Genomic DNA, 17,350 nt, shown 5'->3' on the forward strand with positions numbered 1-17,350 from the left:
ACACCACCGACACGCCGCAAACACCCGCCGGGAACGGAAAACGACCGGCGCTTGACACCCCGGCCGTTCCCTTCTCCCGTAACCGTTCCGGTTACTCGGAGCGATACTCGCTGATCACCGCGGGCTCGGCATCCACCTGGCGGAAGAGCCATTCGGACCGCAGTTCGGCGTAACCGGGCTTGATGACATCGTTGATCATCGCCAGGCGTTCATCGAAAGGAATGAACGCGCTCTTCATCGCATTGACGGTGAACCACTGCATGTCGTCGAGCGTGTAGCGGAATGTCGAGACCAGGTGCTCGAATTCCCGTGACATGCTCGTACCGCTCATCAGCCGGTTGTCGGTGTTGACCGTCAGCCGGAACTGGAGCCGGCGCAGCAGGCCGATCGGGTGCTCCGCGTACGAAGTCGCCGCGCCGGTCTGGAGGTTGGAGGTGGGGCACATCTCCAGCGGGATGCGCTTGTCCCGTACGTACGAGGCGAGCCGGCCCAGCTTCACCGAGCCGTCGTCGGCGACCTCCATGTCGTCGGTGATGCGCACGCCGTGGCCGAGCCGGTCGGCGCCGCACCACTGGAGGGCCTGCCAGATCGACGGCAGGCCGAACGCCTCGCCCGCGTGGATCGTGAAGTGGTTGTTCTCCCGCTTCAGGTACTCGAACGCGTCGAGGTGGCGGGTGGGCGGGAAGCCGGCCTCGGCGCCCGCGATGTCGAACCCGGTGACGCCGAGATCGCGGTAGCGGTTGGCCAGTTCGGCGATCTCCAGGGCCCGGGCCGCGTGCCGCATGGCGGTCAGCAGGGCGCCGACGCGGATGCGGTGGCCGGCCGCGCGGGCCCGCCGCTCGCCCTCGCGGAACCCTTCGTTGACCGCCTCGACGACCTCTTCGAGGGTGAGGCCCTTCTCCAGGTGCTGCTCGGGCGCGTACCGGACCTCGGCGTACACGACGCCGTCCGCGGCCAGGTCCTCGGCGCACTCGGCCGCCACCCGCGTCAGCGCCTCGCGGGTCTGCATGACGGCACAGGTGTGCGCGAAGGTCTCCAGGTAGCGCTCCAGCGAACCGGAGTCGGCGGCCTCGCGGAACCAGACACCGAGCTTCTCGGGGTCGGTCTCCGGCAGGCCGTTGTACCCGGTCTCACGGGCCAGCTCGACGATGGTGGCGGGGCGCAGGCCGCCGTCGAGGTGATCGTGCAGCAGCACCTTGGGCGCGCGGCGGATCTGGTCGACGGTCGGCAGGGTGGTGGTCTCGCTCGTCATCTCGGCACTGTAGCCCCTACGCGCGTAGAACTTCACGAACGATACCCAACGGTGACCCGTACACGGGGTGGCCGCGGGCTCGCCTTCTGCCATCGTTTCGGTCATGGCTCAGCAAGCGTTGCCGGTGCGCGGTGCCCGGCTGGGGAAACCGCGGGGAGCGGCCGGAGCGGGACGGGCGGTGTGCGGCGTCGCGCTGTTACTGCCGGAGGGCGGCCCTTCGGGCACCCGGCGCCCCTCCCCCTTGTCCACCCTGGCGGCCCGTCCGCTGGCCGCCCGGCTCGCCCGTGCGGGGCGTACGGAGGGCCTGGTGGCCCACGTCGTGCACTACCGCTGCCGCGGCTGGAACGGCACGGCGGCCCATCCCGCGGCGGACGCCGCCTGGGCGCTGGACGAGGTGGTGCGGCGGTACGGGGACGTACCGGTCTGCCTGGCCGGTACGGGCATGGGCGCCCGCGCCGCACTGCACGCCGCGGGCCACCCGGCGGTCAACTCCGTCCTGGCGCTGGCACCGTGGATACCCGACCTGGGCCCGGAAGGCGCCGACTCCGTACCGGTGAAACAGCTCGCCGGCCGGCGGGTACTGCTCGTCCACGGCACCAACGACGAGCGGACCGACCCGGACCTCTCCTACCGCTACGCCGAACGCGCCAAGAAGATCAACCGCGACGTCTGCCGCTTCGAGGTCCACTCGGACGGCCACGCCCTGTACCAGCACCGCTCCGAAGTTCTGGCGCTGGCCGCCGACTTCGTCCTGGGCTCGCTCTTCGCCCACAGCTACGCCCGCCCGGTCGCGGACGCGCTGGCGGCACCGCCGCCGCTGGGCCTGCGGATGCCGCTGGCGTCGGGCTTCGGGGAGTCGCTGAAGCACTAGGAAGGGGCGCGCGGCAGCGGCACACTTCTGTGCAGCGGCTTCCGTCCACCGGCACCTGTGCACAGGTCTTCGTCACACCACCTTCCGTCCACCACCTTCCGTCCACCGCCGGCTCGTCGACCGTCAGGGAGGCTCCCGTGCCGAACACGCTCGACCACGTGATCGTCCACTGCCACGACCAGAAGGCCACCGCCGCCTTCCTGAGCGACCTCATGGACGCCCCCGCGCCCGCCGACTGGGGCCCGTTCACCCAGGTGCAGACCGCCAACGGCGTCGGCATCGACTTCCTCGACAGCCAGGTGGCGCCGGACGCGATCAACAGCAGCCATGTGGCCTTCCTGGTCACGGACGCCGAGTTCGACGCGATCTTCGACCGTGTCCGGAAGCGGTCGGTGCGCTACTGGGCCGACCCGTACCGCACGAAGGAGAACGAGATCAACCACCACTGGGGCGGCCGCGGTCTCTACGTCCTCGACCCCGGCGGCACGGTCGCCATCGAGTTCATGACCGTGACGTACGGAGCCCTGGAGGACATGGGCGCCGAGTGAGGACGGCGGGCCTGCCGCGCCTCACCGGGGAATCAGCTTCCCCCTCCGCCCCAGCAGGAACTTCTTGAACGCCGCCACCGGAGGCGTGTCGGGATGGCCGTCCATCCAGGCCAGCCCGATCTCGCGGACCGCACGCGGGGCCGTGACCGTCAGCTCGGCGACGCCCGGACGCGGCACGGCCGGCGGCGGCAGCAGCGCCACCCCGAGCCCGGCGGCGACCAGGCCGCGCAGCGTCTCGGCCTCCTCCCCCTCGAAGGCGATCTTCGGCGTGAACCCCGCCTCGGCACACAGCGCGTCGGTGATGCGGCGCAGCCCGTACCCCGGCTCCAGGGTGACGAACAGCTCCCCCGCGGCCTCCGCCAGCCGCACCCGCTTGCGGGCCGCCAGCGGATGGTCGTCCGGCACCACCAGCCGCAGTTTCTGCTCGTCCAGCCGGCGCGCGACCAGGTCCGGGTAGTCCGGCACCGGCGAGGTCAGACAGAGATCCAGGTCACCGGCGCGCAGCCGCTCGATCATCGCCTCGCCGTAGTTCTGCACGAGCTGGAAACGCACCCGCGGGTGGTCGGCGCGGAAGGTGCGGATCAGGCCCGGTACGGTCTCCGAGCCCATGGTGTGCAGGAAGCCGAAGGCGACCTTGCCCGCCGTGGGGTCGGTGTCGGCCCGTACGGACTCGGTGGCACGCTCGACGTCCAGCAGCGCGCGCTCGGTGGAGGCCAGGAACGCGCGGCCGGCCGGGGTGAGGGTGAGCGTCCGGCCGCGCCGGGCGAAGAGCGCGACGCCGAGGTCGGCCTCCAGCCGGACGATGGCCCGGCTGAGGGTGGACTGCGGCATGCCCAGCTCGTGCGCGGCGCGCGTGACGTGCTCGTGGCGCGCGACGGCGGCGAACTGCGCGAGCCGGGGCGTCAGGGCCAGCGCCCACGAGTCCCCCCCGAGGTCCGCGGTCTCCGCCGGTTCACCCGCCCGCGCCCGGATGTCTTTCACGTTGCCAGTGTGCGACAGAGACCGTGCTGAGCTGCTGTTATGCGCCACAGCATCGATTATGGCGTTTCTATGCATTGGACGCATGAAACCGGCAGGCATACGTTCGGACCATGCCTCCCGCCGATACCGGGGCGTCGGTCGCCGCGCGCGCCGACGCCTCCGCGCAGTCGTCCCCCGTCACCTCCTCCGCGCCCGCCGCCGACGCGCCCCCGGCGCCCGACCCCGAGGCCGCCAAGCTGCACCCGGGCGGCCCCGGTTACCGCCGGATGAGCTTCGCGCTCTTCGCCGCGGGCGTCGCCACCTTCGCGCTCCTGTACTCGACCCAGGCGCTGCTCCCCGCGATCTCCACCGACCTCGCCGTCTCGCCCGACCAGGCCAGCTGGACCGTGTCGGCCGCGACCTTCGGCCTGGCCCTGGCCGTCATCCCACTGAGCGCGCTGTCCGAACGCTTCGGCCGCCGCACGATGATGACCGCCTCCCTGTCGGTGGCCGCGCTGCTCGCGCTGCTGGTGCCGTTCGCCCCCGACCTGGGCTGGCTGGTCGCGCTGCGCGCCGTCCAGGGCGTGGCGCTGGCGGGGCTGCCGGCCTCCGCGATGGCGTTCCTCGCCGAGGAGGTACGGGCCAAGGCGCTGGTCGCCGCGATCGGCCTGTTCGTGGCGGGCAACAGCATCGGCGGCATGTCGGGCCGGATCGTCACCGGCTGGGTGGCCCAGGCATGGGGCTGGCGCGCGGCGCTCGGCGCGGTCGGGCTGATGGCCGTGGTCTGCGCGGTGGCCTTCCGCCTCCTCGTCCCGAAGGCCCAACACTTCTCCCCCCGCGCGGTCGGCCCGCGCGCCCTGGCCCGCACCCTCGGCGGCCACCTGTCCGACCCGCTGCTGCGGCGCCTGTACGGCATCGGCGCGCTCTTCATGACGGTCTTCGGAGCCGTCTACACCGTCATCGGCTACCGCCTGGTCGACGAGCCCTTCAACCTGCCCCAGGGCATCGTCGGGTCGATCTTCCTGATCTACCTCGTCGGTACGGTCTCCTCGGCCGCGGCGGGCCGCCTGGTCGGCCGTGTCGGCCGGCGCGGGGCCCTCTACCTCGCGGTCGGCACCACGGCGGCGGGCCTGCTGCTCACCCTCACCGCGTCGATCGCCGCGGTCCTGCTGGGCCTGGTCCTGATCACCGCGGGCTTCTTCGCGGGCCACGCGGTGGCGTCGTCCTCGGTGAGCCGCACGGCGAAGACGGCGCGGGCGCAGGCATCGGCGCTCTACCAGTGCGCGTACTACATCGGCAGCAGCATCGGCGGCGCGCTCGGCGCGGCGGCGTTCCACGCGGGCGGCTGGGAGGCCACCGTCGCCCTGGCCCTGGCCGCGATGGCCGGCGCCGCGTCGATCACGCTGTACGCGACGCGGAAGGCGGCGGCGGAACGGCGGGTGCTGCGCGTGCGGCAAGCCGCGTAGGCGGCTTCGCCGCCGGGAACCCGGAAGGCCCGCTCTGCCACCTGTCCTGGTGGGGCGGGCCTTTCGTCCGTCTCAAGGGCCGAAGGGGAACACGCTGGTGTCGACGGTGAGACCGAAAGGCTCCGGCAGGTGGATGTCCTCTCCGAACTTCACCGCCTGCAGTTCCTGGTAGACACCGTCCTGCGGCTCTCCGAGCAACGTCACCGTGGGCCCGGCGGGAGCGAAGCGGTCGATGAGGAGATAGAGCGGCACATCTGCCTCCGCGTACGCGGCTGCCTTGTTGAGCCGGTCGTAGCTCGCGTTGTTCGGCGAGGTGACCTCGACGATCAGCTCCGCAGAGGTGAGCGGGACGTGTTCGCCCCCTTCGATCCGGTCCAGCACATCGTCCGGGACCACGACGAGGTCCGGGATGAACAGCCGCCCACGATGGGGGTGGGTGACCCCGAGGGTTTGGTAGACCTCCCAGTCCTTCGGCAGCACCGAGTAGAGGCTGCGCTGGACCTTGGCGGCAATGCGGTTGTGCGGTGCGGCCGGTGGTGGTGACACAACGATGACTCCATCAATGATCTCCACCTTGCTGCCCTCGGGCCAGTCCGCTTCCTGCCAGAAGCGGAGCAGCTCATCCCAGTACTGCCCCGGAGCGGGGTCGGCGGGGAGTGCACTCACGGCGGTCTCCTTACGTGGTGTGGCACCGATCCCAGCATGGCGAACGGGACCGGCACTGGTCCACCGATCCCGTTCACCCGAACGATTCACCTCCGTCACTTCTTCAACGGATCATGCCCCCAGTTCATCAACGAATACCGCCACGTCGTCTCCTTCACGTCCCCCGACGGCTTCTGCGCGAGATGGCGATGGACGTACCCCGTCACCTTGCGCATGTGGGCGTAATCGTCGTCCGAAAGATCCGCGCGCTTGGTGCGCAGGAGCGAAACGATTCGGCGGCCCGACTCGTGGCCCACCGATTCCCCGCCCCCCTTGTGCTGCCCCGACTCCTTGGACTCGTCCTTCTTCAGCCAGGACTCCAGCTCGGACGGCGACATGTTCACCGCGTCCTTGAAGTCCTGCCAGACGCTGTCCTGGTCGTCCTTCGTCTTCGCCACGGCCTCAGGACCGCTTCTTCTTCAGGGCGCCGGGCTTGTGCACGGCCGAGCCGCCGGACTTCTCGCTGCGGACCTTGTACTGCGGGTCGTCCGGCGAGGCGTCCACCGTCCGTCCCGCCTCCTCCGTACGGCCCGTGATCTTCTTCTCCACCTTGCCGACGGCCTCGCTGCCGTGGCTCTTCCAGGTGACCTTGTCGCCCTTGCTGAACTCGTCCTTCTTCTTCGCCATCGCCGGTCTCCTCGTGGTCGGGTCGTCCTTCCAGGACAGCACCGGTCGGGGCGCGGCGCGCGTCGGGCGCGCTCCGGAGGGGGCGCGCCCGGCGGCGTACGGCGGGGAAGGGTCAGCCGATGCGGTCCAGGATCACCGGGTTCGGGGTGAAGTCCGTGCCGGGCGGGGCGATGAGGACGCCGCCGTCGAGGGCTTCGAGGGCGTAGGGGAACTTCTCGGGGGTGTCGGTGTGGAGGGTGAGGAGGGGCTGGCCCTCCTTGACCTCGTCGCCGGGCTTGGCGTGGAGCTCGATGCCCGCGCCCGCCTGGACCGGGTCCTCCTTGCGGGCGCGGCCGGCGCCCAGGCGCCAGGCGGAGACCCCCACCGCGTACGCGTCGAGGGTGGTCAGGACGCCGGACGAGGAGGCGTTGACGGTGTGCTGCTCTCGGGCGACCGGGAGCGGGGCGTCGGGGTCGCCGCCCTGGGCCTGGATCATGCGGCGCCAGTGGTCCATGGCGGAGCCGTCGGCGAGGGCCTTGGCCGGGTCGGCGTCCTTCAGGCCGGCCGCGTCGAGCATCTCGCGGGCCAGCGCGAGGGTGAGTTCGACGACGTCGGCCGGGCCGCCGCCCGCCAGGACCTCCACCGACTCGCGGACTTCGAGGGCGTTGCCGGCGGTCAGGCCGAGCGGGGTGGACATGTCGGTGAGCAGCGCGGAGGTGCGTACGCCGTGGTCGGTGCCGAGTTCGACCATGGTGGTGGCCAGTTCGCGGGCGTCCTCGATGTTCTTCATGAAGGCGCCGGAGCCGACCTTGACGTCCAGGACGAGCGAGCCGGTGCCCTCGGCGATCTTCTTGGACATGATCGAGGAGGCGATCAGCGGGATGGCCTCGACGGTGCCGGTGACGTCGCGCAGCGCGTACAGCTTCTTGTCGGCGGGGGCCAGTCCGTCGCCCGCGGCGCAGATGACGGAGCCGACGCGGTCCAGTACGTCCAGCATCTCGGCGTTGGACAGCAGCGCGCGCCAGCCGGGGATGGCCTCCAGCTTGTCGAGGGTGCCGCCGGTGTGGCCGAGGCCGCGGCCGGAGAGCTGCGGCACGGCCGCGCCGCAGGCGGCGACGAGGGGTGCGAGCGGCAGGGTGATCTTGTCGCCGACGCCGCCGGTGGAGTGCTTGTCGGCGGTCGGGCGGGCCAGCGTGGCGAAGTCCATCCGCTCGCCGGAGGCGATCATGGCGGCGGTCCAGCGGGCGATCTCCGTACGGTTCATGCCGTTGAGGAAGACGGCCATCGCCAGGGCCGACATCTGCTCGTGGGCGACCTCGCCGCGCGTGTAGGCGTCGATGACCCAGTCGATCTGCTCGGGGGTCAGCTCCTGCTGGTCGCGCTTGGCGCGGATGACCGAGATGACGTCCATCTGGGCTTCCTTTCGTGGAACGGCCGGCTCAGCCCGTCCCTGTACCCGGGAACGACGCGGCGAGCGGGCGTGAACAGTTCTACACGCATAGAGCCGGGAGATCGAGGGGCCCGCACTGCTGAGGTGCAGTGCGGGCCGACGGTCCGCTAGCGGGCCAGGTGCTGGGGACCGAACGCGTCCGGGAGGAGGTCGTCCAGACGCCGGACGCCCGCCTCACCCGCGTCGATCAGCAGCTCGGGGCCGCCGTGCTCGTACAGCAGCTGGCGGCAGCGGCCGCACGGCACGAGCAGGTCGCCCCGGCCGTCCACGCAGGTGAACGCGGTCAGCCGGCCGCCGCCGGTGGCGGCCAGCGCGGAGACCAGGCCGCATTCGGCGCACAGGCCCAGTCCGTACGAGGCGTTCTCCACGTTGCAGCCGACGACCGTACGGCCGTCGTCCACCAGGGCCGCGGCACCGACCGGGTAGCCGGAGTACGGGGCGTACGCCCGGGACATCGCGTCCCGGGCCGCCTCGCGGAGCCGCTCCCAGTCGACCGGCACCGGACTCTCGTTCGTCCGGCCATCGTGCGTCATGCGCCCTGCCCCCGCCGGTACGGCTTGCCGTTGGCCTTCGGGGGCCGCAGCCGCTGCGCGAACAGTGCCAGCACCAGCAGCGTGGCGATGTACGGGCTGGCCTCGACGAGCTCCAGCGGCACCGCGTCCGTGAGGAAGTACCAGAGGACGAGGAGGACCGCCGCGACACCCGCGACCGCCGCCTGGGTGCGCTTGGCGGCGCGCAGCCGCAGCAGCGCGAGGACGGCGAGCAGCGCCGCCAGGCCGAGCAGCAGCGCGTGCACGGTCGGGCCGCCGCTGCGCAGCTGCATGGCGTCCATGAAGCCGAACAGGCCCGCGCCCATCGCGACGCCGCCGGGCCGCCAGTTGCCGAAGATCATCGTGGCCAGGCCGATGTAGCCGCGGCCGCCGGTCTGCCCGTCCTGGAAGAAGTGCGTGCTGATGGACAGGAACGCGCCGCCGAGCCCGGCCAGCGCGCCGGAGACCAGCACCGCCGCGTACTTGTACGTGTACACGTTGACGCCCAGCGACTCCGCCGAGACCGGCGCCTCGCCGCAGGAGCGCAGCCGCAGACCGAAGGACGAGCGCCACAGCAGGAAGAAGGTGCCGACGAAGAGCAGGACGGCCAGCACGGTGAGCCAGGAGACGTTGGTGACCAGGCCGCCGAGGATGCCGGCCACGTCGGAGACGAGGAACCAGTGGTGGTTCTCCAGGGACTGCAAGGCGTCCGAGAGGCCCGGGATCGTGAACGTCGGCATGTCGGCCATCGGCGGCGACTGCTTGTCGTTGCCGCCCGCCTGCATCGCCGCGCTGCCCTCCGCGCCGAACCACAGCGTGGCCAGGTACTGCGTCGCGCCCAGCGCCAGGATGTTGACCGCGACACCGGAGACGATGTGGTCGACACCGAAGCTGACGGTGGCGATCGCGTGCACCAGACCGCCGAGCGCGCCGCCCAGGATGCCGATGGCCGCGGCGGCCCACGGGCCGTGCTGCCAGCCGATCCAGCCGGCCGCGAACGAGCCGAGCATCATCATGCCTTCGAGGCCGATGTTGACCACGCCGGCCCGCTCGGCCCACAGGCCGCCGAGACCGGCCAGGCCGATCGAGGTGGCGGCGGCGAGAGCCGCGCTGAACTGTCCGGCCGAGGTCAGGTCATTGGTGCCGGTCACCACCCGCAGCAGGGACACCGCGACGATCGCCCCGGCGACGATCAGCAGGATGACCGGATAGGTCAGCTTGCGGCGGCCGCCGCCCCGCGGCGCGCCGGCGCCGGGCCGGGCCGCGGGCTTGAGTTCGGTACTCACGCGGTCGCCTCCGCCTTGTCGTTCTCACCTGGGTTCGTACGGGCCTGGGCGGCCAGTTCCTCGCCGACCTTGCGCTGCTGGGCGCGCAGCCCGTACCGGCGCACGATCTCGTACGCGATGACCACGCACAGCACGATCACGCCCTGGATCACGCCGACGATCTCCTGTGCGTACCCCTCGAACTCCAGGCGGGAGCCGGTGCGGTCGAGGAACGCCCACAGCAGGGCGCCGAACGCCATGCCGACCGGGTGGTTACGGCCCAGCAGCGCGATGGCGATGCCGGTGAAGCCGATGCCGGCCGGGAAGTCGGTGCCGTAGTTGAAGGACTCGTTGAGCAGCGTCGGCATGCCCACCAGGCCTGCCGCGGCGCCCGAGAGCAGCATGGAGATGACCACCATGCGCTTGACGCTGACGCCGCTCGCCTCGGCGGCCGGCTCGGAGGTGCCCACCGCGCGCAGGTCGAAACCGAAGCGGGTGCGGTTGAGCACGAACCAGTAGACGAAGCCGGCCAGCGCCGCGATCACCACGAAGCCGTACACCGGCTTGGGGTCGGTCGGGAAGCTGAAGAAGTGGCTGGACTCCGGCAGGAACTTGGTGTGCAGGAGGTTGCCGTCCTTGATCGCGAGACGGCCGTCCTGGAGGAAGTAACCGATCACGGAGGCGGCGATGGCGTTCAGCATGATCGTGGTGATCACCTCGCTGACGCCGCGCGAGGTCTTCAGCACGCCCGCGATGCCCGCCCACACCGCGCCCACCAGCATGGCGATCACGATGAGCAGGATGATCTGGAGCGCGCCGGGCAGCGCGATCGCGCCGCCGACCGCGGCGGCCGCGAAGGCCGCCAGCCGGTACTGCCCGTCCACACCGATGTTGAACAGGTTCATCCGGAAGCCGATGGCGACCGCCAGTGCCGACAGGTAGTACGGCACCGCCTTGTTGATGATCCAGACCTGGCTGTCGCTGTAGTGGCCGTAATCGGCCATGATCCCGTAGGCGCGCAGCGGGTTCTCGCCCGACGCCAGGAAGACCAGCGAACTGATGACGAACGCGGCGGCGACGGCCAGCAGCGGCGCGGCGAGCGCCAGCAGCACCTTGTCCTTGGTGAGCGACCTGGTCAGCGTCTTCACTCCCGGTCACCCCCCTCGCGCGTCTCAGCGTCTGCAGCGGTGAGGTGACCGCTGGCGGCACCGGTCATGGCCGAGCCCAACTCCTCGGGGGTGATGGTCGCGGGGTCGGCGTCCGCGACCAGCCGGCCCCGGTACATCACCCGCAGGGTGTCGGAGAGCCCGATCAGCTCGTCCAGGTCGGCAGAGATCAGCAGGACCGCCAGGCCCTCCCGGCGCGCGGCACGGATCTGCTCCCAGATCTGCGCCTGCGCGCCGACGTCCACGCCCCGCGTGGGGTGGGCGGCGATCAGCAGTTTGGGGTGATGGCTCATCTCCCGGCCGACGATCAGCTTCTGCTGGTTGCCGCCGGACAGCGAGGCCGCCGTCACCTCGATACCGGGCGTCCGTACGTCGTACTCGGCGACGATCCGCTCGGTGTCCTTACGGGTCCCGGCCAGGTCGAGCAGTCGGCCCTTGCTGTTCGGGCGCTCGGTGACGTGCCCCAGGATGCGGTTCTCCCACAGGGGTGCCTCCAGGAGCAGGCCGTGCCGGTGGCGGTCCTCGGGTACGTAGCCGATGCCGTCCTCGCGGCGCTTGCGCGTGCTGGCGCCGGACAGGTCCCGGCCGTCCAGCGTCACGGTGCCGGCGTCCAGGGCGCGCGTGCCGATGATCGCCTCGACGAGTTCGGCCTGTCCGTTGCCCTCCACGCCGGCGACGCCGAGCACTTCGCCCTTGTGGATGGTGAAGGTGATGCCGTCCAGCACGGTCCGGACGACGCCGTCGGAGTCGGTGGCGCTCAGCCGGAGGTCTGCGACCCCCAGCATCGGCGTGTCCGTCACCGTCGACTCCCGCGTCTCCGGGGACGGCAGCTCGCTGCCCACCATCAGCTCGGCGAGCTGCTTGGGCGTGGTCTTCGACGGCTCCACGGACGCGACGGTGGTGCCCCGGCGGATGACGGTGATGTCGTCCGCGACGGACAGCACCTCGCCCAGCTTGTGCGAGATGAAGATGACGGTCAGGCCCTCGGACTTCAGCTCCCGCAGGTTGTCGAAGAGCGCGTCGACCTCCTGCGGGACGAGGACCGCGGTCGGCTCGTCGAGGATGAGGGTACGGGCGCCCCGGTAGAGGACCTTGAGGATCTCCACCCGCTGCCGGTCCGCGACACCGAGGTCCTCCACGAGGACGTCGGGCCGGATGCTCAGCCCGTACGCGTCCGAGATCTCCATGATCTTCGTGCGGGCCTTGCCGGCGATGCCGTGCAGCTTTTCCGCGCCGAGGACCACGTTCTCCAGGACGGTGAGGTTGTCGGCCAGCATGAAGTGCTGGTGCACCATGCCGATGCCGCGGGCGATGGCGTCCGCCGGGGTGCCGAGCGCGGCCTGCTCGCCGTCGAGCGTGATGGTGCCCTCGTCCGGCTTCTGCATGCCGTAAAGGATCTTCATCAGCGTCGACTTGCCCGCGCCGTTCTCGCCGCACAGGGCGTGCACGGTGCCGCGGCGCACGGTCAGGTCGATGTCGTGGTTGGCGACGACACCGGGGAAACGCTTGGTGATACCGCGGAGTTCGACGGCTGCGGGGCCCGGCTTCGCCGGGCGGCTGATCGTGGGTGCTGCGTTGATGGCGCACTCCCCTCGGGGGTGGTTGTCCTTGGCCAGGTCCTTGGCGGACGGCGGCGGCGAGTACCGGCCGTCGGGGGCGCGGGCGTGGGTGTGTCCGCGGCCGCGTGGTGATCCGGCCGGGGTCTGTCCGCGGCCGGATGGTGATCCGGCCGGGGTGGCTCCGCGGCCGCGGTGGGGCGCACGGTATCGGGCCGCGATGCGGCGGGAGACCGTCCGGCGCCCTGCTACGGCGTCTCCTTGACCTTCACCTTGCCCTCGACGATCTTCTGCCGGGCGGCGTCGATCTGCGGCTGGATGTCCTTGATGAAGCCGCCCGACGTGGCGAGCGTGACGCCCTTCTTCTTCATGTCGTACGCGTGCACGCCCGTCAACGGCTTGCCGTCCTCGACGCTCTTGATCAGGTCGAACACCGCTACGTCCACGTTCTTGACCACCGACGTCAGGATGCAGTCCTTGTATTTCGCCAGGCCCGGCTGAAGGTACTGGTCGGAGTCCACGCCGATCGCCCAGGCGCCCTTGCGCTTGCTGATCGCCTCGATGGCGCCCGCGCCCGACTGGCCGGCCGCGGAGTAGATCACGTCGATGCCGCTGTCCAGCATGCCGCCGGCCTTGGCCTTCGCGGCGGCCGGGTCGTTGAACCCCTTGTCGTTGTTGGGGTACAGATACTGCGACGTGACCTTGGTGTTCGGGTCGGTGTCCCGTACACCTTGCTCGAATCCGGCCTGGAACTTCTGGATCAGGGCGTTGTTCACGCCGCCGATGAAGCCGACCTTGTGGTTCTTGCTCTTGAGCGCGGCGGCGACGCCCGCCAGGTACGAGCCCTCGTGCTCCGCGAAGACCATCGCGTCCACGTTCTTGCCCTGCGGCACCGCGTCCACGACGCCGAACGTCGTCTCCGGGAAGTCCTTGGCGACGTTCTCGATGGACCGGCTGTAGGCGAAACCGACCCCTATGACCGGGTTGTACCCGGCCTCGGCGAACGACGAGAGCCGCTGCTCGCGGTCCGCCTCCGTCTCGCCGTTCTTCGCGGTCAGCATCTTGACGTTGACGCCCAGCTTCTTCCTGGCGTTCTCGGTGCCGCGGGCGGCCGCCTCGTTGAAGGAGTGGTCGTCCCGCCCCCCGATGTCGAACGCGAGCCCGACACCGGCATGGCTGGCCCGGTTCGCCTCGGCGAAGCTCTGACCGCAAGCGGTGGCGGTGGCCGCGAGGAGCGCGGAGGCGCTCGCCGCTGCGGCAAACCTGGTGACCCGACGCAAGGGGCCTTTCCCTTCGCTCACAGCGCCCACGGTGGCGCTGGCTTGACGGGAGATTAACGCGCGTAGACCTGGCGCAAAACCCTTCACTGCGTGGCCGTTATCTGATTGTTCCTCCCCGTCGGGGGAGCCGATGTCGTGGCGGGTACGGTTCGCGCTTCGCGCGGGGGGTTGGGTTGACGTGACGTGGGCTCGCATGGGGTTCGTTGTGGGGCGGGGGCGCGCAGGGGGCCAACTCCTCGGCATCCTTTAGCTGCGGTGAATCGGATAGTGGGCCGGCGTGCGGACTGCCTGCGGGGATGGCCCCCTACACGCCCCCTCCGGCCGGTTCGGCGAGCCGAGGTCGGTGGGGGGAGGTTTCCGATCACACCGGTGCCCGCCCTCCTGGTGGTGAGGCTCACGGGGTGCTGGCGGCACGGCAGGCCACTCCCCGGCGGCGGAACGCGCGCCCCGGACCAGCCCACCCCGACGCGGCTCCGCCGCGCCACTCGGGCACTCGGGCGCCGGGGCGCACCGGGGTGCCGGGGCGCGCCGGGGTGCCGGGGCGCGCCGGGACGCGCCCGGCTTGTGAAAGTCCCCAGCCCGATCGCTCGGAAAGCCGCCATTCCGGCCAGGGCTCGGGGTCGCGCAGGGGTCTCCCCGCAGGCAGTCCGCACGCTGGCCCACGTATCCGATGCACCGCAGCTAAAGGATGCCGAGGAGTGACCCCGGAGTGGCCCCGAGCCCCCCACCACCGGACCATCGCGAACAACGCGAGCACCGCACCGGGAACGCTCGGGCTTGTAGGAGCCCAGCCCGATGACTCGGAAAGTCGCCGGACGGCCGGGGCTCGGGGTCGCGCAGGGGTCTCCCCGCAGGCAGTCCGCACGCTGACCCACGTATCCGATGCACCGCAGCTAAAGGATGCCGTGGGGGTACCCCCGGCCGAAGGCTGGGGGAGAGTGACCCCGGAGTGACCCCGAGCCCCCCACCCACCGGACCCATCGCGCACCACGCGCACCCACACGGCGCACCCACCCGCCCCGCTACCCCAGCAACGCCGCCGCCGTGAACAGTTCCACCCCGGCGCGGATCGATCCCTCGTCCACGTCGAAGTCGCCGCGGTGGAGGTCGAAGCGGACCGTGCTGCCGGGTGGGCGGACGCCCAGGCGGGCCATGGCGCCGGGGACGCGTTCCAGGTACCAGGAGAAGTCCTCGCCGCCGAGGGACTGCTCGGTGCCTTCGACGGCGTGGGAGCCGCGGCGGGCGGCCATCGCGTCGTGCAGGAGCTGGGTGGAGACGGGTTCGTTCACGACCGGGGGGACGCCCCGTACGTAGGTGACCTGGCACTTCGCTCCGTACAGCGCAGCGACCTCGTCGATCGCCGCGTGCACCATGTCGGGTGCGCCGCGCCACGCGTCCAGGTCCAGGCAGCGCACCGTGCCGGCCAGCTCCGCGTGCTGGGGGATGACGTTGCAGGCGTGGCCCACGTCCAGGCGTCCCCAGGTCACCGCGAGCCCGGCCCGGGTGTCGACGCGCCGGGAGAGCAGTGCGGGGACGTCGACGACGATGCGGGCGGCGGCCGTGACGAGGTCGGTGGTCAGGTGGGGGCGGGCGGTGTGGCCGCCGGGGCCGTCGAGGGTGACCTCCAGGCGGTCGCAGGCGGAGGTGATCGCTCCGGTGCGCAGCCCGATGCGGCCGGCGTCGACGCGGGGGTCGCAGTGCACGGCGAGGATGCGTCCGACGCCGTCCAGTGCCCCGGCGCCGATCACGTCGGTGGCGCCGCCGGGCAGCGCTTCCTCGGCGGGCTGGAAGAGCAGCCGTACGGGGCGCGGCAGCCGGCCTTCGCGGGCCAGCTCGGCGAGGAGGAGGCCGGCGCCGAGGACGACGGTGGTGTGCACGTCGTGGCCGCAGGCGTGGGCGCGGTTGGGGACGGTCGAGCGGTAGGGCACCGTCTTCACGTCGGGAATCGGCAGCGCGTCGATGTCGGCGCGCAGGGCGAGCAGCGGCTGCCCGCCGTCCCAAGGGGTGAGACCGGGCGTGATGTCGCAGATCAGACCGGTGCCGATGGACAGGACGCGTGGGGTGAGGCCGGCCCGCTCAAGGCGCGCCTTGAGCGCGGCGGTGGTGCGGAACTCCTGGTTGCCGAGCTCGGGGTGCATGTGCAAGTCGCGGCGGAACGCGATCAGTTCGGCGCACAGCTCCTCCGGCAGCGCGCCGGGCAGCGGTTCCCCGGCTGGGGCGTTATCGGTTGCGGCCTCGCGGGACATCAAGTGGTTCACCCGTTGAAGGGTACGGGGGCTGCTGGGGCAACTGTCCCTCGATCAACAAAAGTTCAGCCCGTTAGGGGAAGGAAATCTAGGCCGCCCGGCGCATGGCGCAGTCATCACGGGGGTATCAGTATCGGTTCCGCTTGTTTCCGGAATCAGGGGTGCCGGTCGCCTCGGGCGTCACGTGCGGTGGTTCCGTTCCCGGAGCTTCCGGCGCCGAAGGTGCTGTCGGGAGGCGTCGTACGGAGCGGGCGGTGCCGGTCACGCCGGACAGGAAGCCTTCGGCGCGAGGGGACGCCTTGCTGGTCAGCCAGGCCGGGTCGATGTCGCAGACGGCGACGCCGACCTCGGTGCCGGCGAGGGCGAGCGGCAGGGTGTGGACCACGGTGGACGGGAAGCTGAGGACGAGGCGGCCTACGGGGCCGCGCCGGGCGATGAGTTCCAGGGGCAGGTCGGGGCGGACCACTTCGAGGCCGGTCTCGGTGGCGATGCGGTGGAGTTTGGTGGCCGATTCTCGCCGGTGGGCGAAGTAGCGGGTGGCGCCGTGGTCCCGGGCGAGTGCGGCGACGGCCGTCAGGTAGCGGTCGGGGTCGACGACGCCGGTCTCGACGAGGGAGGTGCCGACGATGTCCGCGCCACGGGTCAGCCGGGGCGGCCCGAACCGCCGTCTGGTCCAGGTGAATTCGTTCGACAGGACGGTGATGCCCGGTGGTGGTTCGACGGGCATGGAGGTGAAGAGGGCGACGGTGCGGCGGCGGCCGCCGGGGGCGAGACGACGGCGGGCGGCGGCTGCGAACGGGGCGAAGAGCAGGTCGCGCGGGCCGCGGCCGCCGTGACGGTGCCAGCGTACGAGGCGTTCGCCGTTGGCCAGTTGGGTGATGAACTCCATCGTGGCCGTACCGTCGTCGACCACGACGAGGTCGCGGGCGCTGGTGAGGGTGAGCAGGAGCTGGACGTAGCGGGAGAAGGGGTCGCCGATGACGACGCGGCCGGCGCGCCGCAGCCGGGGGGTGAGGCCGCCGATGGTCCGCAGGGGGGCGGTGGCTCCGCCGCGGGCCTCTTCCCAGCGTACGGAGAAGCCTTCTTCGCGGGCGAGTTCGGCCATCCGCCGGAGCTGACCGCGGGTCATCGGATCGTGCGGGGCGAGGACGACGACCGTGAGGTCCGTGGCCTGTTCGCAGTGTGCCCATTCCAGGACGTTCAGCAGTTGTACCGGGCTCTCGACGAAGGCGAGGGTGCCCGCGGCCGCGCGCCGGGCGTCGCGTCGGGCCGCCCGCCCGGTGGCGCGGGTGAGCGGGGCCGATTCCGCGGTCCCGCCGCGGTACGCGGTGGATCTGCGGCGCTGCCGGGGTACCCCCAGGAGGCGGCGGGCGGGCGTTCCCGCCGCCTCCTGGGGCGGGCCACAGGCCCCGTCTGATGAGCTCACGGTGTGTACGTTCCGTTCGTCAG

The 17,350-nt window shown here is 71.4% G+C and carries 16 protein-coding genes; 3 read left to right on the plus strand and 13 right to left on the minus strand.

The window, feature by feature from the left end; genetic code table 11:
- Positions 1–91 precede the first annotated feature (91 nt).
- Positions 92–1,252 (minus strand): adenosine deaminase, encoded by a 1,161-nt coding sequence (locus OEIGOIKO_RS15630; RefSeq protein ID WP_125054571.1) that lies wholly within the window; start codon positions 1,250–1,252, stop codon positions 92–94.
- Positions 1,253–1,355: 103 nt separating this feature from the next.
- Between OEIGOIKO_RS15630 and OEIGOIKO_RS15635 the strand changes: the two genes are divergently transcribed.
- Entirely contained in the window at positions 1,356–2,123 is a 768-nt protein-coding gene (locus tag OEIGOIKO_RS15635) for an alpha/beta hydrolase (RefSeq protein ID WP_125054572.1), read from the plus strand.
- 137 nt (positions 2,124–2,260) lie between these two features.
- Positions 2,261–2,671 (plus strand): VOC family protein, encoded by a 411-nt coding sequence (locus OEIGOIKO_RS15640; protein ID WP_125054573.1) that lies wholly within the window; start codon positions 2,261–2,263, stop codon positions 2,669–2,671.
- Positions 2,672–2,692: 21 nt separating this feature from the next.
- Here the strand turns inward: OEIGOIKO_RS15640 and OEIGOIKO_RS15645 are convergent, their stop codons facing one another.
- Positions 2,693–3,700 carry a LysR family transcriptional regulator gene (locus OEIGOIKO_RS15645; RefSeq protein WP_125054574.1) on the minus strand — a complete coding sequence of 336 codons (1,008 nt, stop codon included), beginning with the start codon at positions 3,698–3,700 and terminating at the stop codon, positions 2,693–2,695.
- 62 nt (positions 3,701–3,762) lie between these two features.
- On the opposite strand from OEIGOIKO_RS15645, the gene OEIGOIKO_RS15650 reads away from it, so the two are divergent.
- Entirely contained in the window at positions 3,763–5,097 is a 1,335-nt protein-coding gene (locus tag OEIGOIKO_RS15650; RefSeq protein WP_125054575.1) for an MFS transporter, read from the plus strand.
- 72 nt (positions 5,098–5,169) lie between these two features.
- Here the strand turns inward: OEIGOIKO_RS15650 and OEIGOIKO_RS15655 are convergent, their stop codons facing one another.
- The 11 genes from OEIGOIKO_RS15655 to OEIGOIKO_RS15705 form a co-directional block, all read right to left on the minus strand.
- Positions 5,170–5,763: a Uma2 family endonuclease gene (locus OEIGOIKO_RS15655; protein WP_125054576.1), complete on the minus strand. Its 594-nt coding sequence runs from the start codon at positions 5,761–5,763 to the stop codon at positions 5,170–5,172.
- A 95-nt stretch (positions 5,764–5,858) separates the two neighbouring features.
- Positions 5,859–6,200, minus strand: coding sequence for a DUF3140 domain-containing protein (locus OEIGOIKO_RS15660; RefSeq protein ID WP_125054577.1), 342 nt, complete (start codon positions 6,198–6,200; stop codon positions 5,859–5,861).
- A gap of 4 nt (positions 6,201–6,204) precedes the next feature.
- Positions 6,205–6,429 (minus strand): hypervirulence associated TUDOR domain-containing protein, encoded by a 225-nt coding sequence (locus OEIGOIKO_RS15665; protein ID WP_125054578.1) that lies wholly within the window; start codon positions 6,427–6,429, stop codon positions 6,205–6,207.
- A gap of 112 nt (positions 6,430–6,541) precedes the next feature.
- Positions 6,542–7,819: a thymidine phosphorylase gene (locus OEIGOIKO_RS15670; RefSeq protein WP_125054579.1), complete on the minus strand. Its 1,278-nt coding sequence runs from the start codon at positions 7,817–7,819 to the stop codon at positions 6,542–6,544.
- Positions 7,820–7,965: 146 nt separating this feature from the next.
- Positions 7,966–8,391, minus strand: coding sequence for a cytidine deaminase (locus OEIGOIKO_RS15675; protein ID WP_125054580.1), 426 nt, complete (start codon positions 8,389–8,391; stop codon positions 7,966–7,968).
- Positions 8,388–9,674, minus strand: coding sequence for an ABC transporter permease (locus OEIGOIKO_RS15680; protein ID WP_125054581.1), 1,287 nt, complete (start codon positions 9,672–9,674; stop codon positions 8,388–8,390). The genes OEIGOIKO_RS15675 and OEIGOIKO_RS15680 overlap by 4 nt, the downstream gene beginning before the upstream one ends.
- Positions 9,671–10,801: an ABC transporter permease gene (locus OEIGOIKO_RS15685; protein ID WP_125054582.1), complete on the minus strand. Its 1,131-nt coding sequence runs from the start codon at positions 10,799–10,801 to the stop codon at positions 9,671–9,673. Before OEIGOIKO_RS15685 ends, OEIGOIKO_RS15680 begins: the two co-directional genes overlap by 4 nt.
- A complete protein-coding gene (locus OEIGOIKO_RS15690) occupies positions 10,798–12,399 on the minus strand; it encodes an ABC transporter ATP-binding protein (protein WP_125058710.1) in 1,602 nt (533 codons plus the stop codon). The genes OEIGOIKO_RS15685 and OEIGOIKO_RS15690 overlap by 4 nt, the downstream gene beginning before the upstream one ends.
- A gap of 224 nt (positions 12,400–12,623) precedes the next feature.
- Positions 12,624–13,655 carry a BMP family lipoprotein gene (locus tag OEIGOIKO_RS15695; RefSeq protein ID WP_125058711.1) on the minus strand — a complete coding sequence of 344 codons (1,032 nt, stop codon included), beginning with the start codon at positions 13,653–13,655 and terminating at the stop codon, positions 12,624–12,626.
- 1,022 nt (positions 13,656–14,677) lie between these two features.
- Entirely contained in the window at positions 14,678–15,901 is a 1,224-nt protein-coding gene (locus OEIGOIKO_RS15700; RefSeq protein ID WP_125058712.1) for an amidohydrolase, read from the minus strand.
- A gap of 127 nt (positions 15,902–16,028) precedes the next feature.
- Positions 16,029–17,327, minus strand: a complete 1,299-nt coding sequence (locus OEIGOIKO_RS15705; RefSeq protein WP_371858925.1) for a hypothetical protein — start codon at positions 17,325–17,327, stop codon at positions 16,029–16,031.
- Positions 17,328–17,350: the final 23 nt, after the last annotated feature.

The organism is Streptomyces paromomycinus (genome assembly GCF_003865155.1).
Classification (GTDB): domain Bacteria; phylum Actinomycetota; class Actinomycetes; order Streptomycetales; family Streptomycetaceae; genus Streptomyces; species Streptomyces chrestomyceticus.